General features: G+C 71.4%; 21 protein-coding genes and 1 riboswitch. Of the genes, 12 read left to right on the top strand and 9 right to left on the bottom strand.

Going from position 1 to position 21,300, the window contains the following annotated elements; genetic code table 11:
* Positions 1–153 precede the first annotated feature (153 nt).
* Together OG349_RS23155 and OG349_RS23160 are read left to right on the top strand one after the other, a co-directional pair.
* Positions 154–795, top strand: coding sequence for a helix-turn-helix domain-containing protein (locus OG349_RS23155; RefSeq protein ID WP_161307415.1), 642 nt, complete (start codon positions 154–156; stop codon positions 793–795).
* Between the two features lie 20 nt (positions 796–815).
* Positions 816–1,604, top strand: a complete 789-nt coding sequence (locus tag OG349_RS23160; RefSeq protein ID WP_327236422.1) for a S16 family serine protease — start codon at positions 816–818, stop codon at positions 1,602–1,604.
* Here the strand turns inward: OG349_RS23160 and OG349_RS23165 are convergent.
* The 4 genes from OG349_RS23165 to OG349_RS23180 form a co-directional block, all read right to left on the bottom strand.
* Complete coding sequence (locus OG349_RS23165; RefSeq protein WP_327236423.1) at positions 1,543–2,916, bottom strand: MFS transporter; 1,374 nt, start codon at positions 2,914–2,916, stop codon at positions 1,543–1,545. The genes OG349_RS23160 and OG349_RS23165 overlap by 62 nt on opposite strands.
* Positions 2,913–3,152: a hypothetical protein gene (locus OG349_RS23170; protein WP_327236424.1), complete on the bottom strand. Its 240-nt coding sequence runs from the start codon at positions 3,150–3,152 to the stop codon at positions 2,913–2,915. The genes OG349_RS23165 and OG349_RS23170 overlap by 4 nt, the downstream gene beginning before the upstream one ends.
* A 76-nt stretch (positions 3,153–3,228) precedes the next feature.
* Entirely contained in the window at positions 3,229–3,825 is a 597-nt protein-coding gene (locus OG349_RS23175; RefSeq protein WP_327236425.1) for a helix-turn-helix domain-containing protein, read from the bottom strand.
* An 81-nt stretch (positions 3,826–3,906) separates the two neighbouring features.
* The gene (locus tag OG349_RS23180; protein ID WP_327236426.1) at positions 3,907–4,386 is read right to left on the bottom strand and encodes an Lrp/AsnC family transcriptional regulator; all 480 of its coding nucleotides are present in this window, start codon (positions 4,384–4,386) and stop codon (positions 3,907–3,909) included.
* A gap of 169 nt (positions 4,387–4,555) precedes the next feature.
* Here OG349_RS23180 and hppD point away from each other — a divergent pair, with 169 nt between their 5' ends.
* On the top strand, positions 4,556–5,695 hold the full coding sequence (hppD, locus tag OG349_RS23185) for a 4-hydroxyphenylpyruvate dioxygenase (RefSeq protein WP_442806411.1): 1,140 nt from the start codon (positions 4,556–4,558) through the stop codon (positions 5,693–5,695).
* Between the two features lie 105 nt (positions 5,696–5,800).
* Here the strand turns inward: hppD and OG349_RS23190 are convergent, their stop codons facing one another.
* The gene (locus OG349_RS23190; RefSeq protein ID WP_327236428.1) at positions 5,801–7,312 is read right to left on the bottom strand and encodes a tetratricopeptide repeat protein; all 1,512 of its coding nucleotides are present in this window, start codon (positions 7,310–7,312) and stop codon (positions 5,801–5,803) included.
* 97 nt (positions 7,313–7,409) lie between these two features.
* Here OG349_RS23190 and OG349_RS23195 point away from each other — a divergent pair, with 97 nt between their 5' ends.
* On the top strand, positions 7,410–8,777 hold the full coding sequence (locus OG349_RS23195; protein WP_327236429.1) for an FAD-binding oxidoreductase: 1,368 nt from the start codon (positions 7,410–7,412) through the stop codon (positions 8,775–8,777).
* A 34-nt stretch (positions 8,778–8,811) separates the two neighbouring features.
* Here the strand turns inward: OG349_RS23195 and OG349_RS23200 are convergent, their stop codons facing one another.
* Entirely contained in the window at positions 8,812–9,315 is a 504-nt protein-coding gene (locus OG349_RS23200; protein ID WP_327236430.1) for an SsgA family sporulation/cell division regulator, read from the bottom strand.
* A gap of 285 nt (positions 9,316–9,600) precedes the next feature.
* On the opposite strand from OG349_RS23200, the gene OG349_RS23205 reads away from it, so the two are divergent.
* Together OG349_RS23205 and OG349_RS23210 are read left to right on the top strand one after the other, a co-directional pair.
* The gene (locus tag OG349_RS23205) at positions 9,601–11,130 is read left to right on the top strand and encodes an RDD family protein (RefSeq protein ID WP_327236431.1); all 1,530 of its coding nucleotides are present in this window, start codon (positions 9,601–9,603) and stop codon (positions 11,128–11,130) included.
* Between the two features lie 155 nt (positions 11,131–11,285).
* Positions 11,286–12,110, top strand: coding sequence for an RDD family protein (locus OG349_RS23210; protein ID WP_327236432.1), 825 nt, complete (start codon positions 11,286–11,288; stop codon positions 12,108–12,110).
* On the opposite strand, the gene OG349_RS23215 is transcribed toward OG349_RS23210, so the two are convergent.
* A complete protein-coding gene (locus OG349_RS23215; RefSeq protein ID WP_327236433.1) occupies positions 12,096–12,416 on the bottom strand; it encodes a hypothetical protein in 321 nt (106 codons plus the stop codon). The genes OG349_RS23210 and OG349_RS23215 overlap by 15 nt on opposite strands.
* 536 nt (positions 12,417–12,952) lie before the next feature.
* Between OG349_RS23215 and OG349_RS23220 the strand changes: the two genes are divergently transcribed.
* Positions 12,953–15,364, top strand: coding sequence for an immune inhibitor A domain-containing protein (locus tag OG349_RS23220; protein WP_327236434.1), 2,412 nt, complete (start codon positions 12,953–12,955; stop codon positions 15,362–15,364).
* Between the two features lie 145 nt (positions 15,365–15,509).
* A complete protein-coding gene (locus OG349_RS23225) occupies positions 15,510–15,830 on the top strand; it encodes a hypothetical protein (protein WP_327236435.1) in 321 nt (106 codons plus the stop codon).
* Between the two features lie 128 nt (positions 15,831–15,958).
* Here the strand turns inward: OG349_RS23225 and OG349_RS23230 are convergent, their stop codons facing one another.
* The gene (locus OG349_RS23230) at positions 15,959–16,555 is read right to left on the bottom strand and encodes a nicotinamidase (RefSeq protein ID WP_327236436.1); all 597 of its coding nucleotides are present in this window, start codon (positions 16,553–16,555) and stop codon (positions 15,959–15,961) included.
* Positions 16,556–16,644: 89 nt separating this feature from the next.
* On the bottom strand, positions 16,645–17,973 hold the full coding sequence (locus OG349_RS23235; RefSeq protein ID WP_327236437.1) for a nicotinate phosphoribosyltransferase: 1,329 nt from the start codon (positions 17,971–17,973) through the stop codon (positions 16,645–16,647).
* Positions 17,974–18,140: 167 nt separating this feature from the next.
* Here OG349_RS23235 and clpS point away from each other — a divergent pair, with 167 nt between their 5' ends.
* The 4 genes from clpS to OG349_RS23255 all read left to right on the top strand — a co-directional run bounded on the left by clpS (position 18,141) and on the right by OG349_RS23255 (position 21,123).
* Positions 18,141–18,446: an ATP-dependent Clp protease adapter ClpS gene (gene clpS, locus OG349_RS23240; RefSeq protein WP_327236438.1), complete on the top strand. Its 306-nt coding sequence runs from the start codon at positions 18,141–18,143 to the stop codon at positions 18,444–18,446.
* Positions 18,446–19,024 (top strand): DUF2017 domain-containing protein, encoded by a 579-nt coding sequence (locus OG349_RS23245; protein ID WP_327236439.1) that lies wholly within the window; start codon positions 18,446–18,448, stop codon positions 19,022–19,024. Before clpS ends, OG349_RS23245 begins: the two co-directional genes overlap by 1 nt.
* 91 nt (positions 19,025–19,115) lie before the next feature.
* Positions 19,116–20,585 (top strand): amino acid permease, encoded by a 1,470-nt coding sequence (locus OG349_RS23250; protein ID WP_442806297.1) that lies wholly within the window; start codon positions 19,116–19,118, stop codon positions 20,583–20,585.
* A gap of 112 nt (positions 20,586–20,697) precedes the next feature.
* Positions 20,698–21,123, top strand: a complete 426-nt coding sequence (locus OG349_RS23255; RefSeq protein ID WP_327236440.1) for a M67 family metallopeptidase — start codon at positions 20,698–20,700, stop codon at positions 21,121–21,123.
* Between the two features lie 17 nt (positions 21,124–21,140).
* Positions 21,141–21,276: riboswitch (cobalamin riboswitch) on the top strand.
* The last annotated feature ends 24 nt before the right edge of the window (positions 21,277–21,300 follow it).

A 21,300-nucleotide genomic window follows, 5' to 3' on the forward strand; every position in this document is an offset into this window, starting at 1 on the left:
GTCCCCGCAATGCATACGCTTCGTGGCAAAGCCGCCTCGGAGCGCAGCCGGTGCGCCAAGGCTCGCCGCCGGCCTCTCCGTGCGTCGCCGATGGGACCGGTGCCGTCACACCGTGAGAGAGCCGTCGCCACTCACTCCGAAGGAGAGGGCGTCGTGACCGCGGAGACATCCCAGACGCTCGACCGGGGACTGCGTGTCCTCAAACTGCTCGCCGACACCGACCACGGCCTGACCGTCACCGAGCTGTCCAACAAGCTCGGCGTCAACAGGACGGTCGTCTACCGCCTGCTCGCCACGCTGGAGCAGCACGCGCTGGTCCGCCGCGACCTGGGCGGCCGGGCCCGGGTGGGCCTCGGAGTGCTGCGCCTGGGCCGCCAGGTCCATCCGCTGGTACGGGAGGCCGCCCTGCCCGCCCTGCGCTCCCTCGCCGAGGACATCGGGGCCACCGCGCACCTGACCCTCGTCGACGGCGCCGAGGCCCTGGCCGTCGCCGTCGTCGAACCCACCTGGACCGACTACCACGTCGCCTACCGGGCCGGCTTCCGGCACGCCCTGGACCGGGGCGCGGCCGGCAAGGCCATCCTCGCCGCCCGGCAGAACGCGCTCACCGAGCCCCTCTGCACCCTCACCCAGGGCGAGCTGGAGGCGGGCGCCAGCGGCGCCGCCGCCGCGCTGATCGGGGTGACCGGCATAGAGGGGAGCGTGGGAGTGGTGATGCTCGCCGACTCCGTGCCGGAACGGGTCGGCCCGCGCGTCGTGGACGCGGCCCGAGAGGTGGCCGACGCCCTGCGCTGAGCGGCCGATACATTGGCGGCGTGCCTCCTCGTCTCTCGCGCCCCCTCAGTCTCGGTCTCTGCGCCCTCCCGGTGGTCGCGCTGCTCGCCGTCGCGGGCGCCGCGCCGCTGCCGTACGCCGTGGCGCAGCCGGGACTGACCGCGGACGTCCTCGGGTCCGACCAGGGGCAGGAGGTCATCACCATCAAGGGCGCGCCCACCCGCACGACGAAGGGGCAGCTGCGGCTGACGACCATCGTGGCGACCGGTCCTTCCGCCGACGTCGACCTGGCCGACGTGGCCAAGGGCTGGTTCCGTACCGACGAGGCCGTCCTGCCGCGTGACGCCGTCTACCCGTCGGGCCAGTCCGACCAGGAGATCCAGCGGCACAACACCCGCGACATGGTGGACTCGCAGGATTCCGCGACCGAGGCCGCCCTCGGCTTCCTGGGCGAGGACCCGGCGAAGGTCGACGTCAGCCTGCACCTCGCCGACGTGGGCGGCCCCAGTGCGGGGCTCCTCTTCGCCCTCGGCATCATCGACAAGCTGGACGGCGACGGCTCGGGCGGCGACCTGACCGGGGGCCGCGTCATCGCCGGTACGGGCACGATCGACGGGGGCGGCAAGGTCGGCGCGGTCGGCGGGGTGTCCCTGAAGACCCAGGCCGCCGGCCGGGACGGGGCCACGGTCTTCCTCGTACCGAAGGCGGAGTGCGGGGACGCCAAGGCGGAACTGCCCCAGGGCATGCGGCTCGTGCCGGTCACCACCCTCAAGGGCGCGGTGTCGGCCCTGCGGGCGCTGGAGAAGGGCGGCTCGGTCCCGAGCTGCTGACCCCGGCGGCCAAGGCGGCGCCCGCCACCTCCGCGGACGTGCCACCCGCCCGGTCCCGTTCCGGCACGCGCTCCATGGCCCGCCAGGCGGGGAAGACCAGCGGGCTCAGCGTCGCCAGCAGGTAGATCCCCCCGAAGACCAGCATCGCGTGGCCCAGCCCCGCCCGGTCCACCAGGAGACCGGCCACCAGCCCGCCCAGGGGCATGGTCATCTCCACGCCCGCCATGGTCACCCCCGACACCCGGCTGCGCAGCTCCGCCGGCACCTGCTCGAAGATGACCGTGGTCAGGATCGGGTTGAGCACACCGGCCGCGAGCCCGCCGGCCGCCATCGTCACCGCCAGCGGCACCGTCCCGTCCACCAGCGCCCCGACCACGTACCGGGGCGCCCCGCATATGAGGAACGCGACCGCGAACACCACGCGCCGGGGGAAGCGGTCGCCGAACGCCCCGTACAGCAGGGCCCCGAGCAGCGCGCAGCCGCCGAACACGGCCGTCAGCAGCCCGAGATCGGTGGGGCCGCCCAGATCCTCCCGCGCGTGGACCGGCAGCAGGACCGCGCCCCAGCCCTGGTCGAGACCGTTGGTGATCATCACCATGACCGTGATGCCCAGCAGCAGGCGCGTACGGACCAGGAAGGCGTAACCCTCGCGCAGCTCCGCGCGGTACCGCTTCACGGAGACGGGCGCGAGGCGCTGCGGCTCGGCCGCGCGCACCCCCCGTACCCCGGCGGCTGTCAGCGCCGCCGAGACCACGAAGGTCGCCGCGTCCAGGAGCAGGACGGTCTCGGCGCCGAGGAGCGCGATCAGGACACCCGCGAGCGCCGCCCCGAGCATGCGGGCCCCGCGCGAGACGGCGTCGAGGAGGCTCGCGGCCCTGGGCATGGTCGTCCCGGCGCGCTCGGCGAGGTCGGGGACGAGGACGGAACGCGCCGTGAGGCCGGGGGTGTGCACCAGACCGCTGAGGGCCATCAGCACACACAGCATCCAGAACTCCAGCACCCCCGCGAAGTGCAGCAGCGGGACGGCGGCCACCGCGACCGCGCACACCAGGTCGGAGGCGATGGACACCCGGCGCCGGCCCAGCCGGTCGATGACCGGGCCGACGACGACGGCCGCGATCACCACCGGGAGCGTCGCGCAGAAGGCGACGATCCCGGCCCGCCCCGCGCTGCCCGTGGTCTGGAGGACGAACCACGGGACCCCGATCAGGGTCAGTGAACTCCCGGCGATGGAGACGGTGTTGGCGGCGAGGACCGCGGTCAGCGGCCGCCTGTCGTACCCGGGCGCGGGCGCCGCCTTCCGGCGGCTCACGCGAGGGGGATTTCTCGCCCGGGGGGACGGCTCGCGAGGCGCAGACCCCACTCCACCATCGTCCAGCCCAGCCGCGCCCGGAGAGCGTGGGACGCAGGGTCCGGCTCCCCGGACGAGGCGACGCGCAGAGCGAGTGCGGCATGTGCGACGGCGACCGCGCGCCGGTCCTCGTCGGCCTGCCTCCGTAGCTCGGTGGAGTGCTCGCTGTGCAGCATCAGGTGAATGTCGGCATGCATGAGGAACCCCCGGGTCGCGATCGACGGTGGGGCGCCGAGGTGCCCGGCGCCGTGAGGAACGGTCGGTACGGTGTCGTCAGTCTTCGGCCTGCGGCAGCGCGTGGAGATGGACACGGACCTGCGCCACGTTCTCGGCGTCCTCCGGAAGGGCGCGGTCCCGGTAACTCTCGATCAGGGCGTGCGCCTCCGCGTTCATCTCCGCCGCCATCTCCGGTGTGAGCCGTAGCGTGTAGTCGCTGAGGTTGGCGCTCCCGTGCCACTCCACGGGCCAGTCGATGGCGGAGTGGACCCAGGTGGACACCTCCCGGGCGTGTGAATCCGCCAGCTCCTCAAGGAAGACCTCCACCGCCGTGCGGGTGCTCGGGTCGGAGTCCGTGTACAGGGAACGGTCGAGGCTCGTGCCCTGACGGGCCGCCTTCCACCAGCGCTCCCGCCCCTTGCCCAGCTCCGGCGCGTCCTCCACGAACCCGTACGCCGCCAGCTGCCGCAGGTGGTAGCTGGTCGCACCGCTCGACTCGCCGAGCCGCCCGGCCAACTGGGAGGCGGTGGCGGGGCCGTGGTGGCGCAGCGCGGCGAGCAGGCGCATCCGTATCGGATGGGCGAGCCCGCGGAGGGTGTGCGGGTCCAGGGCATGGACGTCGTCACGGGCGGAGGGACGCGAAGCTTCCGGCATGCCTCCACGATAGACATGCAAAGAACACGATGCAAGGGTTTCTTTGCAACCAGTCTTTTGCAGCCACTCCTTTGCACCCGATCAGTCGAGCGCCGAGTCCCCCGCCGCCTGCTCCACCAGCGGGATGATCCGCAGCGGTACGGGGTTCTCCATCACGATCGCCGTCGACGCCCGCATGATCCCCTCGAACCCCACCACCCGGTCGATCACCCGCTGGAGATCCGCGTTCGAGCGCGCCACCAGCCGGCACAGCATGTCGCCCTGCCCCGTCGTGGTGTGCAGCTCCAGCACCTCGGGAACGGTCGCCAGGTGGGCCCGTACGTCCACGCCCTGCCCCTGCTTGATCTCCAGCGTCGCGAAGGCCGTCACCGGATAGCCGAGCGCGGCCGGATCCACCGCCGGGCCGAACCCCCGGATCACCCCCTGCGCCTGGAGCCGGTCCAGCCGCGCCTGTACGGTCCCGCGCGCCACCCCCAGCCGCCGCGAGGCCTCCAGCACCCCGATCCGGGGCTCCCGCGCCAGCAGCACGATGAGCCTGCCGTCGAGTCCGTCGATACCCAAGACCGTCTCCCCGAGGTCGAACCATGGCCACTACACAGCCACTCCATGGTCACTCTGTGCAGATCGCCCCGTCATTCTCGCCCTCCACCGGACAGATTGCCCAGTGAAGCCGCGAACTGTTGCGCACCTTGTGGAACGGGGTGACGCTGAGCCCATGGCAGACACCTCGATGCACCTCGGTACCGCTCCCGACACCGCGCGCGCCGCCGACCCCTTCCCGGTCAAGGGCATGGACGCGATCGTCTTCGCCGTCGGCAACGCCAAGCAGGCCGCGCACTACTACGCCACGGCCTTCGGCATGAAACTCGTCGCCTACGCGGGACCGGAGAACGGCAGCCGCGAGACAGCGAGTTACGTCCTCACCAACGGCTCCGCGCGCTTCGTCCTCACGTCCGTCATCAAGCCCTCGACCGACTGGGGCCGCTTCCTCGCCGCGCACGTCGCCGAGCACGGCGACGGAGTGGTCGACCTGGCGATCGAGGTGCCCGACGTCCGGGCCGCGTACGCCTACGCAATCGGGCACGGCGCCCGCGGCATCGAGGAGCCGTACGAGACCAAGGACGAGCACGGCCTGGTCGTCCGCGCCGCCATCGCCACGTACGGCGAGACGCGCCACACCCTGGTCGAGCGTTCCGGCTACGACGGCCCCTACCTGCCGGGCTTCGCCACCGCGGAACCGACCGTCGAGCCCCCCGCCAAGCGCACCTTCCAGGCCGTCGACCACTGCGTCGGCAACGTCGAACTCGGCCGGATGAACGAGTGGGTGGGCTTCTACAACCAGGTGATGGGCTTCACCAACATGAAGGAGTTCGTGGGCGACGACATCGCCACCGAGTACTCCGCGCTCATGTCGAAGGTCGTCGCGGACGGCACGCTCAAGGTGAAGTTCCCCATCAACGAGCCCGCCATCGCCAAGAAGAAGTCGCAGATCGACGAGTACCTGGAGTTCTACGGCGGCGCCGGCGTCCAGCACATCGCGCTCGCGACGAACGACATCGTCGCGTCCGTACGGGCCATGCGGGCCGCCGGAGTCCAGTTCCTCGACACCCCCGACTCGTACTACGACACGCTGGGCGAGTGGGCGGGGGAGACGCGTGTCCCCGTGGAGACGCTGCGCGAGCTCAAGATCCTGGTCGACCGTGACGAGGACGGCTACCTGCTCCAGATCTTCACCAAGCCCGTCCAGGACCGCCCGACGGTCTTCTTCGAAATGATCGAACGGCACGGTTCGATGGGCTTCGGGAAGGGCAACTTCAAGGCGCTCTTCGAGGCGATCGAGCGCGAGCAGGAGAAGCGCGGCAATCTCTGACGTGCCGCTTCCGCACGGGTGTTGAACGCTTGAACGCCGTACGGCCCCACGGAAACTGACCCGTGGGGCCGTACCCGGTCCCGCCCCTGGCGCACATCGGAGGACCTACTCCGCCTTCGCCGAGAGACCCGAACCCGCCTTCCCGTACATGTCCTTGGGACCACCCGCCGCCGGCTCCCCCAGCGCGTCCAGCGCCTCCCGCGCCTTCGGTGCCAGCAGCGGCGAGAACGCCGGATGGGTACGGAGCGCCTCCTCCAGATGGCGGCGCGCGGCGCCGTTCATCTCCAGCGAGCGCTCGATCTCGCCCCGGTGGTACGAGAACAGCGCGCTGCGCCTGCCCTGTCCGGTCGCCTTCTTGGCGTACGTGAGCGCCTCCTCGCCCTCACCCGTACGGAACAGCGCCCACCCCAGCGCGTCCGCGACCTCCATGCTCCGGTGCCCGCGCGCCCACTCCGCCCGCAGCCGCTCCACCGCCGACTTCGGATCCCCGTGGTCGGTCTCGAAGCGCGCGAGGACCAACTCCTCGTTCACGCCCTGCGTCTGCGCCTCCTCCGCGCGGGCGCGCAGCGCCGCGTACTGGCTCTGCGCGTCGCCGTCCAGCCCCCGCGCGTCGTACAACTCGCCCAGTTCCAGGGCGTACTCGGGCCTCGGCATCTCCTCGCTCGCCCGCTGGTACGTCGCGTACGCCTCCTCCGTACGGCCCAGCGCCGCCAGCGCCCTCGCCCGCCCCGCCAGGGACACGGCGTGGTCGTGTACGGCCTTCAGCGCGGCGTCGTAGTGCCCCAGCGCCTCCGCCGGTTCGCCCCGCTCCCAGGACAACTCGCCCTGCGTGGACAGCGCTTCGGCCTTCTCCACCGGAGAGGCCGCGCGCGCCGTCGCCTCGACGGCCTTCGCCGCCGCGTCCTCGCGCCAGCCGCGGTCCCGGTAGATCTCGGCGGACCGCTCCAGCACGGGCGCGCCCGAGTGCAGCTTCTTGAGCCTGTCGAGCGCCTTGCCCGCCGCCGCGTAGTCGCCGAGACCGTTGTACGCGTCGATCAGGACCGGGTACGCGGCCCAGCGGCCGGGCTCCCGCTTCCGTACCTCCTCGCCCCACTTCCTGGCGGCGCCGTAGTCGTGCCGGGCGTTGGCGAGCGCGCCGAGACCGATCAGCGCGTCCGTACGGCCGGACGCGCCGGCGGACACGCCTTTCCCGCGTGAGCCCCCCGCGCCCGCCGAATCCTTCGCGCCCGCCGAGTCCTTCGCCCCCGCCCCACCCGGCAGCACCTGGAGCGACCGCCGCAGCGCCCGGTCCGCCTTCGGGAAGTACGCCGGATCCGCCCGCCGTACCCCCCGCTCCACATACGCCGAGCCGAGCACCGCCCACGCCCCCGCGTCCTCAGGATGCGTCCGCACCCGGTTCTCCCGGCCCCGGACGAGCGCGGCCAGGTCCGGCAGCGCCGCCGGCGCACCCGCCCCCACCGCGGCCATCGCACGCGCCTCGGGGCCGAGCGCGGGCGCCGGTTCCGCCCCCCGGTCCGGTACCACCAGCAGGACACCGGCGACCAGCGCTCCGCCGACCCCGGCGGCCAGGGCCGCCCGCCTGACCTGCTTGAGCTGATCCGTCTTCATGGCGTTCATGCTGATTACTGTGCGTCAATACGAAGAGCACACCCGCTCCCGCGTGGTGGATCGCAGACGGGTTCACACCGATGGCCCCGGATGCGACGCTGGGATCATGGACGATCTCCTCGCACAGCTGCGGGCAGGACTGCCCGGCGAAGCCCTGATCACCGACCCCGACATCACGGCGTCCTACGCCCACGACATGGCGAGCTTCTGCGAGGCCGGCACCCCGGCGGTGGTGGTCCTGCCCCGCTCGGTCGAACAGGTCCAGCACGTCATGCGTACGGCCACGGCCCTGCGCGTCCCCGTCGTCCCGCAGGGCGCCCGCACGGGCCTGTCCGGGGCCGCGAACGCCTCGGACGGGTGCATCGTCCTCTCCCTGCTGAAGATGGACCGGATCCTGGAGATCAACCCGGTCGACCGGATCGCCGTCGTCGAGCCCGGCGTCGTCAACGCCACGCTCTCCCGCGCCGTCGGCGAACAGGGCCTGTACTACCCGCCCGACCCCTCCAGCTGGGAGACCTGCACGATCGGCGGGAACATCGGCACCGCCTCCGGCGGACTGTGCTGCGTCAAGTACGGCGTCACCGCCGAGTACGTCCTCGGCCTCGACGTCGTCCTCGCCGACGGACGCCTCCTCACCACCGGCCGCCGTACGGCCAAAGGGGTCGCCGGCTACGACCTGACCCGCCTCTTCGTCGGCTCCGAGGGCAGCCTCGGCATCGTCGTCCGGGCCGTCCTCGCCCTGCGCCCTCAGCCCCCACGCCAACTGGTCCTCGCGGCCGAGTTCGGCAGCGCGACCGCCGCGTGCGACGCCATCTGCCGGATCATGGAGAGCGGCCACACGCCCTCCCTCCTCGAACTGATGGACCGTACGACCGTCCGGGCCGTCAACGCGATGGCGAACATGGGCCTCCCCGACACGACCGAGGCCCTCCTGCTGGCCGCCTTCGACACCCACGACCCCGGGGCCGACCTGGCGGCGGTCGGCCTGCTGTGCGAGGCGGCCGGCGCCACCGAGGTCGTCCCCGCGGAGGACACCGCCGAATCCGAACTGCTGCTCCAGGCCAGGCGGTTGGCCCTCCCCGCGCTGGAGACGGTGAAGGGCACGACGATGATCGACGACGTGTGCGTACCCCGCTCCCGCCTCGGCGACCTGCTCGAAGGCATCGAGCGGATCGGCGAGAAGTACGGGCTCACCATCGGCGTCTGCGCCCACGCGGGCGACGGCAACACCCACCCGACCGTCTGCTTCGACGCGGCGGACCCCGACGAGTCCCGCCGCGCCCGCGAGTCCTTCAACGAGATCATGGCGCTCGGACTCGAACTCGGCGGCACGATCACCGGCGAACACGGCGTCGGCGTACTGAAGAAGGAATGGCTCGCACGCGAACTGGGCCCGGTGGGAGTGGAGTTGCAGCGGGGCATCAAGCAGACGTTCGACCCGCTCGGCCTGTTGAACCCGGGCAAGCTCTTCTGACGAGGCCTCCCGGTGGTCCCGGCGGTCCCGGCGGTCACCCCGCCTCCATCTCCCCCTCGGCGGAGTCGGCCGGCTCCGCCGACCCGTCCGAGGGCCACGGGTCCCGCAGCCACAGGTCGTCGGCGGGCGCCGGGGCCAGCAGCCCCGCCAGCCCCTCCTCGATGCCCAGCCGCTCGCACTCCGTCCCCGGCGGCACGATCCGCAGCGTCCGCTCCACCCAGGCCGACACGGCCACGGCCGGCGCCTCCAGCAGCGCGTCGCCGTCCGGGGAGGTGAGGGCCACACACAGGACGCTGCGCCCGCCGAACTTCGTCGGCCAGATCCGTACGTCACCGTGCCCGCACGGCCGGAAGATCCCCTCCACGAGCAGCTCACGGGCGAAGGTCCAGTGGACGGGCGCCTCGGAGCCGATGTGAAAGGCGATGTGCACGGCGCACGGATCGTCCGTGCGATAGGTCAGCCGGGCCGGGACGGGGATGCTGCGCTCGGGCGACAGCACCAGGTTCAGCTCCAGCTCGCGTTCCACCACGGTGTGCATGGGCGGCACTTCCTCTCTCGGTACGGGCCCTGACAGCGGGCCGTACCGGAAGAGAGCGCGGTGCGGACGATTCATGACGCGACTTCTCGGCACGACTTTTCGGTACGAGTCCCCGAGCGCCTCCCGAGCGCCTCCCGAGCGCCTCCCGAGCGGCCCCCACGCGGTCGCGCACCGCCGTCACCCTGACCGGAAAGTGGCTCAAACGACAGGAGCGGCCATGGGGACCCCGGTGGTCTGATAGATGTGGACTCTGAATTGGCTCAGAGGAGATACGGGACCACGGTGATGAGCGCCCCAACCTCGGCGACCGGAGACGGCAACCCCGCTCCCGGCTACTACCCCGATCCGTCCATCCCCGGATACGTCCGGTACTGGAACGGAGCAGCGTGGGTGCCCGGATCGAGCCGCCCCGCACCGCCCGGTGCCGAGGCGGCGGCGCCCGCGGTGCCCGCCGTCGAGGAGACGGGGCCGGTGTTCTTCGACGAGGAGCCGCGGGCCGCCGAACAGCCCCGGCAGGAACCGGCGTCCGCGTGGCAGGCCGACGTCTCCCGGCAGACCGGCTTCGGCGGCGAGCGGGACAACCGCGTCTCGTGGGGCGCGCCGGCGCAGGACCCGCGTGTCCCGAACCCGGCCCCCGAGCCCGCCTCACCGCGCCGCGACATCCCGCCCTTCCCCGCGCGCGTCGACCCCACCGGCGGAGCCCTGCCGGGGGTCCGCGCGCCGGCTCCCGGTACGGACGACGGCACGCCCGTCACGGACGGCACGGTCGCGATCCGCGCCATGCGCCGCGGTGTCCCGTCGGGACCGGGCGTGGGTACGGGTACGGGAACCGGCCCTGGCACGAGTACGGGTACGGGTACGGGAGCCGACACCGGCGACCGGCGCGGCGCCCCGGGCACCGGCGAGGGCGGTACGGACCGGCCCGCCGCCGTCCCCGGCCAGATCCCGTCCTCCGGAGCGGCCAACCAGCCCCCGGTCGACAGCACGATCGCCATCCGCGCCCTGCGCGCCGCCCGCCGGGCCAAGGACGAGGACGCCGCGGCCGGCAGCCGTACGGACCAGGCCGACGGCGCCCTGCCGGTCCGCTCCATGACCCCCGGCGCGGCCGGGGCGGGCACCGTACCGCCACAGTCGCAGAACGAGTCGCGGCAACAGGCGCCGCAACCGTCACCCCAGCAACCACGGCAGCCCCGCCAGGCCGGCGCGGGCGGCGGCTCCGCCTCCTGGGCCCAGCAGGTGCACCAACTCGCGCAGCCCGAGGGCGAGCAGCCGGTCGTACCGTGGAAGCCCCCGGTCAGCGATCCGTTCCTCCAGGCCGCGCAGGCCCAGGCGGCCGCCAGGCCCGGCGGGCTCGGCAAGCGGCTCGTGGCCCGGCTGATCGACACCCTCGTGCTCGGCGCGATCGTCGGAGCCGTCGCCCTGCCGCTCGCGGCCAAGGCCCGTACGCATGTGGACGAGAAGATCGAGGCGGCGAAGCAGACGGGCGAGACCGTCACCGTCTGGCTGCTCGACTCGACGACGGCCGGGTATCTCGGCGCCGTGCTCGGCGCGCTGCTGGTCCTCGGGGTCCTGTACGAGGCGCTGCCCACCGCCAAGTGGGGCCGCACGCTGGGCAAGAAGCTCTGCGGTCTCCAGGTGCGGGACATCGAGTCCCACGAGGCCCCGACCTTCGGCGCGGCCCTGCGCCGCTGGCTGGTCTACGGGGTGCTGGGGCTGCTCGCGGTGGGTGTGCTCAACGTCCTGTGGTGCCTGTTCGACCGGCCCTGGCGGCAGTGCTGGCACGACAAGGCGGCGCACACCTTCGTGGCGGGCTGACCGCGCGGCGGTGGTGAGGGGAGACCGGGCGGCCTGACGGGGGATCGGCCGACCCTCCGTCAGCTTCGTGCCGACCCCGCTCTCGCGTGTCCGCCGTACCTCCGAACGGCGGGCAAGCCGTTGCGGGCCCTTCGCGGGCGCGGTGCACTGCCCCCATGAGCAACGACCGGCCGCCGCCCGACCAGCAGCCACCCGACGACGACCCGTTTCGCAAGAAACCGCGGCAGTCTCCGTCGTCGGAGGGCTCAGGGTCATCGGAGGGCTCAGGGCCGGGGGGTGACGGGCCGTCCGGGGACCCTCCGTACGGATCGCCCTACGGATCTCCGTACGGGGGAGCGGCGGGCGTCCCGCCCCCGCCTCCCCCGGAAGGCTCCGACCCCTTCGGCGGCCCCCCGGGAAGCGGCCGGTACGGGGGAGGCGGCGGACGCGGAGGAGACGGTCCGTACGGCGGGGACCCGCTCGGCGGCGGCGGTCCCTACGGTGGCGCGGACCCCTACGCGGGCATGGCGCCCGTCGCGCCCTTCGGCAAGCGCCTCACGGCCCGGATCATCGACGTCCTGATCATCGCCATCCCCGTGGCGGTCCTCTCGCTCGCCGTCGGCGGCTTCGACACGTCGACGTCGAACGGGAACAACGAATGGAACGACTTCACCGATCAGGTGAACACCGGCAGGCAGTGGCTCTGGTCGCTCATCTCGCTCATCGCCTACGTCGCCTACGACACCCTGCTGACCAAGAGGAACGGCCAGACGCTCGGCAAGCGCTGGCTGAGGCTGCGCGTCGCGATGCTCAACAACGGCGCGGTGCCGGACACGAACGCCTCGCTGCTGCGGGCCGTCATCCTCTGGCTGCCCGCGTTGCTCTGCTGCTTCTGCCTCTGGTGGGCGATCATCATCCTGACGATCTGGACGGGCAAGCCCTACAGACAGGGCCTGCACGACCGGGCCGCCAGGACCGTCGTCGTCTCAGCGGCGCAGTGAATGCTGGCCGGAGCGGGACTCGGCGCCCGCACCCGCGTGGGCGCGTGCGGCCGGCACCCGGGCATTCCCGGCACTCCCGGCCGGGGCACCGGGGGACGTACGGGCCCGGCCCGCGGCGCGAGCCGCCCTGGCCCGGCCGGGCAGCGCTACGGTCACGGCGACGAGCAGCCCCAGCGCGAGAGCCGCTATACCGATCACCGCGACGCCTATTCCCGTGGACGTACCGGAGAGCAGCAGCATGACGAGGGTCGAGCAGACGACCGTGGCGGAACCGTAGGCGAGCTGTGCGGCAGTCGGACGCGGCATGGCGGAATCCGTCCCTCGGAGCATCGGTGTGGTGTCTCGCGTGTCTCGCACGTACGCCGCACTGCCGCTCGCAGTGGTCGCACAGGTCGCACAGGTCGCACAGGTCGCACTGGTCGCGCTGATCGCACGGGTCGCGCTGGTGATCGCACGGTCGGTCGCAGTCTTCGCCGACTCTATGACGGTGGATGCCCCGGCGGAACCAACAGTAAGCGTGAGCTGACCCACGGTGCCGTCGCACGGGGGGCGCATGGAGTCACTTCTCCCGCCAAGTGGGCCATTCGGTGCGCCTGTTGTTCGAATATCCCGGCATCCGGACGCGCCCAGGGCCCGGGGCCCCGGCGGGGCCGGGAGCCGTACCCCACCCCCGTCCGTATACCGGAGGTCCTCCCTCACATAATGCACTTGACCAGTTCAAGTCAAGGTCTGGCTTTTCTCCTTCAACTCAGATCAAATACAGCCACTTATGACGCGCATACGCGCGCGGATCCCCCAACTCCCGGACCGCCGCCCGCATGCGCCGGGGAGGACAGCATCACGTGATCAGCAACCGACGGGCAAGAAGAGTGTCCGCGGTGATCGTGGCACTCGCCGCGACCGCCGCCACCGCTTCTGCCTTCACCACGGCACAGGCCGAGGGCAACCCCTCAGCCGGTTCGGCCGGCATCGAGCGCCGCGACCCGGCTCCTCAGAAGGCCGAGGTCGACCACGACCTCGACGGCCCGTTCAGCAAGCAGCAGGCCGCCGAGCGCAGCGCCGCCATGGAACAGGTCATCTCGGGTGACGCCAAGGTGGAGACACGCGGCGGCTCGCAGGTCGTCAAGCTCGGCAACAAGAAGTACGTCGAGCTGGGCCGCGAGAAGACCGACAAGATCTTCACCGTGCTGGTGGAGTTCGGCGACCAGGTGGACACCACCACCCAGTACGACCCGGACGGCGCGGCCGGCCCCAAGCCGCCGGTCGTCAAGTTCGGCGGCACGCCCGGGCCGCAGCACAACGAGATAGCCGAGCCCGACCGGAAGGTGGACAACTCCACCGCCTGGCAGGCCGACTACAACCAGACGCACTTCCAGGACCTCTACTTCGGTGAGGGCAAGGACCGCAAGGGCAAGCCGAAGGAATCGCTGAAGACCTACTACGAGAAGACGTCCTCCGGGCGCTACTCGGTCGACGGCGAGGTCTCCGACTGGGTCAAGGTCCCGTACAACGAGGCCCGTTACGGCTCGAACTACTGCGGCAGCTCCAACTGCGCCAACGTCTGGGACACGGTCAAGGACGGCGTCACGGCCTGGGCCGCGGACCAGAAGGCCAAGGGCCGGACGGACGCGCAGATCAAGGCGGACCTCTCCGGCTACGACCAGTGGGACCGGTACGACTTCGACGGCGACGGCAACTTCAACGAGCCCGACGGGTACATCGACCACTTCCAGATCGTCCACGCGGGCGAGGACGAGTCGGCCGGCGGCGGCGCCGAGGGCCCCAACGCCCTGTGGGCGCACCGCTGGTACGCGTACGGCACCGACGCGGGCCGCACCGGCCCGGCGGAGAACAAGTCCGGCGGTACGCAGATCGGCAACACCGGGATCTGGGTCGGCGACTACACGATGCAGCCGGAGAACGGCGGACTCGGCGTCTTCGCGCACGAGTACGGCCACGACCTGGGCCTGCCCGACCTGTACGACACCGCGGGCGGCGACAACTCCACCGCCTTCTGGACCCTGATGTCGTCGGGCTCCTGGCTGGGCAACGGCAAGGACGCCATCGGCGACCGGCCGGGCGACATGACGGCCTGGGACAAGCTCCAGCTCGGCTGGCTCAACTACGCCAAGGCCAAGGCCGCGACGAACTCGACCGTCAAGCTGGGTGTCTCGGAGTACAACACCAAGAACCCGCAGGCGCTGGTCGTGGACCTGCCGCCCAAGGAAGAGACCACCACGGTCGTGAAGCCCGCCGAGGGCTCCAAGCAGTGGTGGAGCGACATGGGTGACGACCTCAAGAACACCCTCACCCGCTCGGTCGACCTGACGGGCAAGTCCACGGCGTCCCTGGAGCTCCAGGGCTGGTGGGACATCGAGGCCGACTACGACTACCTGTACGCCGAGGTCTCCACGGACGGCTCCAACTGGACGCCGGCCGAAGGCACCGCGGACGGTCTGCCGATCACCCGCGACTCGGCCGACAAGCCGGCGCTGACCGGTGGCTCGGGCTCGTACAAGAAGCTCGTCTACGACCTCAACGCGTACGCGGGCAAGAAGGTCGACGTCCGCTTCCGCTACCAGACGGACGGCGGCGCGGGCGGCAAGGGCTTCGCGGCGGACGCGATCAGCGTGGTCGCCAACGGTGCCCCGCTGTTCACGGACAACGCCGAGGGCGACGACGCGGGCTGGACCGCGAAGGGCTTCTCGCGCATCGGTGAGTCCTTCACCCAGGACTACCCGCAGTACTACATCGCCGAGAACCGCCAGTACGTGTCGTACGACGAGACCCTCAAGGTCGGTCCGTACAACTTCGGGTTCGCGGCGCCGAACGACAGCAAGGTGGAGCACTTCCCGTACCAGACCGGTCTGCTGATCTGGCTGTGGGACACCTCGCAGAAGGACAACAACACCAGCCAGCACGCGGGCGAGGGTCTTGTCCTGCCGATCGACGCGCACGCGAAGGCCGAGAAGTGGGCCGACGGGTCGCTGATGCGCAACCGCATCCAGGCCTACGACTCCACGTTCAGCTGGTGGCCGACGCAGGGTCTGACGCTGCACAAGGCGAACGTCGCGGCCAAGATCAAGCCGAAGCTGGGCTCGCCGGTCTTCGACGACCGCAAGGGCACCTACTTCGACGCGGCGAACCCGCAGGGAAGTGTGCAGGTTCCTGACACGAACACGAAGATCACGATCGTCGGTCAGCCGCTGGACGGCCAGACGCTCACGGTCCACGTGGGTCCCTCCGGTCGGTAACCGGAAGTAACCGCAGGTCAAAGCATGATCGGCCGTCGCCCTCTAGCGGGCGGCGGCCGATCGTGTTTAGGTGCGTCCTACGGGCGTCTTATTGACAAGACGTCTCACGGCGACGCTCGACCGGCACACGGGGGAGAGGAAGACCATGGCAGGCGGAGGCTTCAGCAGACTCCCGAACGGCACGGTGGTGGTGGCACTGACCCTGCCCAGCCCGACGACCGAGGGCGGCACGGTCCGCGTCCTGGTCCACGCGGGAAACCGCGCCCGCGCCCTGACCAGGCTGCGGAATCTGGGGCTCCGGGCGGTATACCTGCGGGGGAACGCGGAGCCGCCGACGCTGGACGAGATCACGGCGGTGCTGCATCACCCCGACGGGCTGCTGTGGCGGACCACTCCGGAGTGCGTGGAGCAGCTGTGGCAGCCCATAGGGGCGTTGCTGCGGAGGCCGGCGGGCTGGGCGGCGTAGGGCCGCTCGCGGCCCTGTGTGCGCGGTTCTGCGGCCGCGGGCCGGTGGTGGGGCACGGCCTTCGGCCGTAGGTGTCCTCAATCGCCGGACGGCCTTGACATGGCCGGGGTGGGCTGAAAAGTGGCTGGTCAGGCCACTATCGGTTTGCCTGTGAGGGTGATGCCCGCCGTGCGCATCTCCTCCAGGGCCCGCTCCGTCGTCTCCCGGGCCACGCCCGCCGTCAGGTCCAGGAGTACGTGGGTGACGAATCCCTCACGTACCGCGTCCAGGGCCGTCGCGCGTACGCAGTGGTCCGTGGCGATGCCGACCACGTCGACCTCGCTCACCCCGCGCTCGCGCAGCCAGTCCGCCAGGCCGGTGCCGTTCTCGTCCGCGCCCTCGAAGCCGCTGTACGCCCCCGTGTACGCGCCCTTGTCGAAGACCGCGTCGATCGCGCCGGACGCCACCGCCGGGGCGAAGTTCGGGTGGAAGCCCACGCCCTCCGTACCGGCCACGCAGTGCGCGGGCCAGGTCGTCTCGTAGTCCGGGACGGCCGGAGCCGCGGCGAAGTGGGTGCCCGGGTCGATGTGGCGGTCGCGGGTCGCCACCACGTGGCGGTACACGGCGGTCGCCTCGCCGATGAGGTCGGTGATGGCGGCGGCCACATCGGCGCCCCCCTCCACCGCGAGGCTCCCGCCCTCGCAGAAGTCGTTCTGAACGTCGACGACGATCAAGGCGCGGTGCATGGCGGATTTCCTTCGGTGGGAGCGGACGGCTTCGGGGCGGGTTCGAGCCTAGAGACTCCGCCGCTCCTGGGGGAGGGGACGGGCGTCGGTCAGAGGTACACGGTCGGAATCACCGGCTCCCCGCGCGAGAGCTGGATCGCCGACATCGGCAGCCCCGCCCGCGCCGCGATGTGCCGGTCCCGTGCCGCGTCCAGCGGCTCGCGGGCCACCACCCGGCCGCCCTTGACCAGCTGCACCAGCAGCTGGCTGTCGAGCAGCTCGGGCGGTACGGCCCCGGTGCCGAGCACCTCGGCCTCGGCGCGGCCCTCCGCGTCCCGCCGCCGCGCGGCCCACTTGCGGCCGCCGATGGACGTCTTCCCGCCCAGCGACTTCTTCGCGACCGGTACGAGCGGCGCCGCCGGGTCCGCGGACTCCGCGCGCGCCACGATCTTGTAGACCATCGAGCACGTGGGGTGCCCGCTGCCGGTGACCAGCTGGGTGCCGACGCCGTACGCGTCCACCGGGGCCGCCGCCAGCGAGGCGATCGCGTACTCGTCCAGGTCCGAGGTGACCACGATCCGGGTGTTCACCGCGCCCAGCTCGTCCAGCTGCTGCCGTACCCGGTGCGCGACCAGCAGCAGGTCGCCCGAGTCGATGCGGACGGCGCCCAGTTCGGGCCCGGCCACCTCCACCGCCGTACGCACGGCCTCGGCCACGTCGTACGTGTCCACCAGCAGCGTGGTGCCCCGCCCGAGCGCGTCGACCTGCGCCCGGAACGCGTCGCGCTCGGTGTCGTGCAGCAGCGTGAAGGCGTGCGCGCTCGTCCCCACGGTCGGGATGCCGTACCGGAAGCCGGCCGCGAGGTCCGACGTCGTGTCGAACCCGCCGACGTACGCGGCGCGCGCCGCCGCCACCGCCGCCAGCTCGTGCGTGCGCCGCGCGCCCATCTCGATCAGCGGCCGCCCCCCGGCCGCCGCCGACATCCGGGAGGCCGCCGCGGCGATCGCCGAGTCGTGGTTGAGGATCGACAGGATCACGGTCTCCAGCAGCACGCACTCGGCGAAGGAGCCCTCCACCCGCAGGATCGGCGATCCCGGGAAGTACGTCTCGCCCTCCGGGTAACCCCAGATGTCCCCGCCGAAGCGGTACGAGGCCAGCCAGGACAGCGTCTCCTCGTCCACGATCTCCCGCTCCCGCAGGAAGCGCAGCACGTCCGCGTCGAAGCGGAAGTTCTCCACGGCGTCCAGGACGCGCCCGGTGCCCGCGACGACCCCGTAACGGCGTCCCTCGGGCAGCCGCCGGGTGAAGACCTCGAAGACCGAGCGGCGGTCGGCCGTACCGGCCCGGAGGGCGGCTCGGAGCATGGTCAGCTCGTACTGGTCGGTGAAGAGCGCGGTCGACGGCACGTCCACCGGCAGCCCAAGGTCCGCAGTGTTCATACGGACGATGCTACCCCCAATACTCGTCAGAGTGACGATTTCTTTTCCGCCGCCTCCCGCGTCACCCCCGGAGTCGTTTGTGCGACCGGCCCCCGTGGGTGGCAGCATGGGTCGTGCAGGGCTGAATCCCGGGCTGCACCCGGCAGAGAAGAAGGTCGTCCCGAACCGTGAGTGTCGCTCCGACAGAGATCGAACGCCCCGAATCGGCCGAGGAGACGTTCGTCGTCCCCGAACCCGACGTGCCCTGGCTGACGATCGTGCACAACGACCCGGTCAACCTCATGAGTTATGTGGCGTACGTCTTCCAGACGTATTTCGGCTACTCCAAGGACAAGGCACACAAACTGATGCTCGACGTGCACCACAAGGGCCGCGCGGTCGTCTCCAGCGGCAGCCGCGAGGAGATGGAACGCGACGTGCAGGCGATGCACGGATACGGCCTCTGGGCGACCCTGACCCAGGACCGCGACTGATGGCCGGGCACTTCGAGGCCACCCCGGGCGGCGGCGCGGCCGTCGCGCTCGACGAGGTGGAGATCTCGATCCTGCGCTCCCTGGCCATGCAGCTGCTGGAGCTGATCGGCCCCGGCGACGAGCCCGCCCAGGGAGAGGACCCGCTCGCCTCGCTCTTCGCGGTCGGCCCCAGCGAACCGCCCGAGGACCCCGCGCTGGCCCGGCTCTTCCCGGACGCGTACGGCGATGACGACGACGAACTGAAGGAGTTCTCCTCGGAGTTCCGGCGCTTCACGGAGAACGACCTGCGGGACCGCAAGCGCGCCGACGGCATCGCCGTCGTCCGCTCGCTCGACGCGCTGGGCCCCACGGGCGAGGGCGGCGCCGTCCTCAAGCTGAGCGGTGAGGAGTGCCTCCACTGGCTGGGCGCCCTCAACGACCTCCGGCTGACCATAGGCACCCGCCTGGAGGTCACCGACGAGGACGAGGGCGCCGAGCTGTACCGGCTGCCCGACACCGATCCGCGCAAGCCGATGGTGATGGCGTACCTCTGGCTCGGCGCGCTCCAGGAGAGCCTCATCGAGACGCTGTCGGCCTGACGGCCGTATCCGGGGGGCGTATCCGGGGGGATCGGAAACCGGTCCGCCGCCGACGACGGCGCGGGCCGGCAGGCAGAAAGGGCGCATCACCATGACCTCTGCGCAGGTCGACCAGGGGCAGGACGACGGCGGCGGAGCGGCTCCCCCTACCGATGAGGACCACATCGGCGAAGAGGGCTACGAGCGCGGACTGGGCAGCCGGCAGGTCCAGATGATCGCGATCGGCGGCGCCATCGGCGTCGGCCTCTTCATGGGCGCCGGAGCGAACATCGCCAAGGCGGGACCCAGCATCATCCTCATGTACGCCCTCGCCGGCGTCGTGATCTTCTTCATCATGCGGGCCCTCGGCGAACTGCTGCTCTACCGCCCCGTGTCGGGCTCCTTCGCGGAGTACGCCCGGGAGTTCCTCGGCCCGTTCTCCGGGTTCGCGACGGGGTGGACGTACTGGCTGATGTGGGTGGTCACCGGCATGGCCGAGCTGACCGCCGCCGCCATCTACATCCACTTCTGGTTTCCCGCGATCCCGCAGTGGGTCAGCGCGCTGGTGTTCCTCGTGGTCCTCTTCGGGGTGAACCTGATCTCGGTGAAGATCTTCGGCGAGGTCGAGTTCTGGTTCTCGATGATCAAGGTCACCGCCATCATCGGCATGATCGTGATCGGCCTCGGCGTCCTCACCCTCGGCTTCTCCGAGGCCGGTGACACCGCGCGGGCCTCCAACCTCTGGGCGCACGACGGCGTCTTCCCGAACGGCATCGGCTCCAGCCTGATGACCCTCCAGGGCGTGATGTTCGCCTACCTCGCCGTCGAACTCGTCGGCGTCACCGCGGGCGAGTCCGAGAACCCCGAGAAGACCCTCCCCAAGGCGATCAACACCCTGCCCTGGCGCATCATCGTGTTCTACGTCGGCGCGCTCTCCGTCATTCTCGCCGTCGTCAGATGGACCGAGTTCTCCGCCGGCACCAGCCCGTTCGTGTACGCCTTCGAGAAGATGGGCATCCCGCTCGCCGCGGGCATCGTCAACTTCGTGGTGCTCACCGCCGCGCTGTCCTCCTGCAACTCCGGCATGTACTCCACCGGCCGGATGCTGCGTGGCCTCGCCGCCAACAGCGAGGCGCCCAAGGCGTTCGGCAGGCTCAACTCCCGCAGGACGCCGGCGCTCGGCATCACCGTCTCCGTCGCCCTGATGGGCATCGGCGTGATCCTCAACTACATCGTCCCGGAGAAGGCGTTCGGATACGTCACGTCCGTGGCGACCGCTGCCGGCGTCTGGACCTGGCTGATGATCCTGGTCAGCCATATCCGCTACCGCCGCGCCGTCGACGCGGGCCGCCTGCCGGCCTCCCCGTTCCCGGCCCCCGGCGGGGCGGTGTTCAGCTGGGTCGCGGTCGCCTTCCTGGCGCTCGTCACCTGCCTGATCGCGTACGACAAGGACGCGCGGGTCTCCCTGTACGTCGGCGCGGTCTGGGCGGTCGGCCTCGCGGTGGGCTGGCGGCTCCTCCGGCGCCGTACGGCCGGGAGCACCGAGAGCGACGCGCCCGAGTACGCCTCCGCGACGGAGTAACGCGCTTCTGTACGGGACCGGCCCCCGGCCTCCGTACCGGACGCGCTCCTGGTCTCCGTACACCCGACCCGGCCCCGCCCTCCGCGGGGCCGGGTCCGTTTATATTTCCAGCATGCTCACCATCAGCCAGGCCCTGCACGACCAGATCGTCGCGCACGCCCGACGCGACCACCCCGACGAGGCCTGCGGCGTGGTCGCGGGCCCGGCCGGCAGCGGACGCCCCGAGCGCTTCATCCCCATGCTCAACGCCGCGCGCTCGCCCACGTTCTACGAGTTCGACTCGGCCGACCTGCTCAAGCTCTACCGGGACATGGACGACCGCGACGAGGACCCGGTGATCGTCTACCACTCCCACACGGCGACGGAGGCCTACCCGTCCCGTACCGACATCACGTACGCGAACGAGCCCGGGGCCCACTACGTGCTGGTCTCCACCGCCGACAGCGACGGCCTCGGCCCGTTCCAGTTCCGCTCGTACCGCATCGTCGACGGCCAGGTCACGGAGGAGGACGTCGAGGTCGTCGCGGACGGCCCCTAGGGCGTGTCCGCGAGGTGGTGTCTGAGAGACTGACCGGCGAACCCGAGGCGGCAGGACCCAGGAAGCCGGTGCGAATCCGGCGCGGTCCCGCCACTGTGACCGAGCCCCCTTACGGCTCGGCAGCCAGGAACTGACCTGCCGCCCTTCTTCCACCAACCAGGGGACGCGGAAATCCCC

Origin of the sequence: Streptomyces sp. NBC_01317, assembly GCF_035961655.1 — a bacterium.
Lineage (GTDB): Bacteria > Actinomycetota > Actinomycetes > Streptomycetales > Streptomycetaceae > Streptomyces.

Bases quoted from the DNA above. Each gene is read 5' to 3' on its own strand.
- OG349_RS23170 (WP_327236424.1), bottom strand. From the start codon at position 3,152: ATGCATGCCGACATTCACCTGATGCTGCACAGCGAGCACTCCACCGAG.
- OG349_RS23175 (WP_327236425.1), bottom strand. From the start codon at position 3,825: ATGCCGGAAGCTTCGCGTCCCTCCGCCCGTGACGACGTCCATGCCCTG.
- hppD (WP_442806411.1), top strand. From the start codon at position 4,556: ATGCACCTCGGTACCGCTCCCGACACCGCGCGCGCCGCCGACCCCTTC.
- OG349_RS23190 (WP_327236428.1), bottom strand. From the start codon at position 7,312: ATGAACGCCATGAAGACGGATCAGCTCAAGCAGGTCAGGCGGGCGGCC.
- OG349_RS23195 (WP_327236429.1), top strand. From the start codon at position 7,410: ATGGACGATCTCCTCGCACAGCTGCGGGCAGGACTGCCCGGCGAAGCC.
- OG349_RS23200 (WP_327236430.1), bottom strand. From the start codon at position 9,315: ATGCACACCGTGGTGGAACGCGAGCTGGAGCTGAACCTGGTGCTGTCG.
- OG349_RS23205 (WP_327236431.1), top strand. From the start codon at position 9,601: ATGAGCGCCCCAACCTCGGCGACCGGAGACGGCAACCCCGCTCCCGGC.
- OG349_RS23210 (WP_327236432.1), top strand. From the start codon at position 11,286: ATGAGCAACGACCGGCCGCCGCCCGACCAGCAGCCACCCGACGACGAC.
- OG349_RS23215 (WP_327236433.1), bottom strand. From the start codon at position 12,416: ATGCCGCGTCCGACTGCCGCACAGCTCGCCTACGGTTCCGCCACGGTC.
- OG349_RS23225 (WP_327236435.1), top strand. From the start codon at position 15,510: ATGGCAGGCGGAGGCTTCAGCAGACTCCCGAACGGCACGGTGGTGGTG.
- OG349_RS23230 (WP_327236436.1), bottom strand. From the start codon at position 16,555: ATGCACCGCGCCTTGATCGTCGTCGACGTTCAGAACGACTTCTGCGAG.
- OG349_RS23235 (WP_327236437.1), bottom strand. From the start codon at position 17,973: ATGAACACTGCGGACCTTGGGCTGCCGGTGGACGTGCCGTCGACCGCG.
- OG349_RS23245 (WP_327236439.1), top strand. From the start codon at position 18,446: ATGGCCGGGCACTTCGAGGCCACCCCGGGCGGCGGCGCGGCCGTCGCG.
- OG349_RS23250 (WP_442806297.1), top strand. From the start codon at position 19,116: ATGACCTCTGCGCAGGTCGACCAGGGGCAGGACGACGGCGGCGGAGCG.
- OG349_RS23255 (WP_327236440.1), top strand. From the start codon at position 20,698: ATGCTCACCATCAGCCAGGCCCTGCACGACCAGATCGTCGCGCACGCC.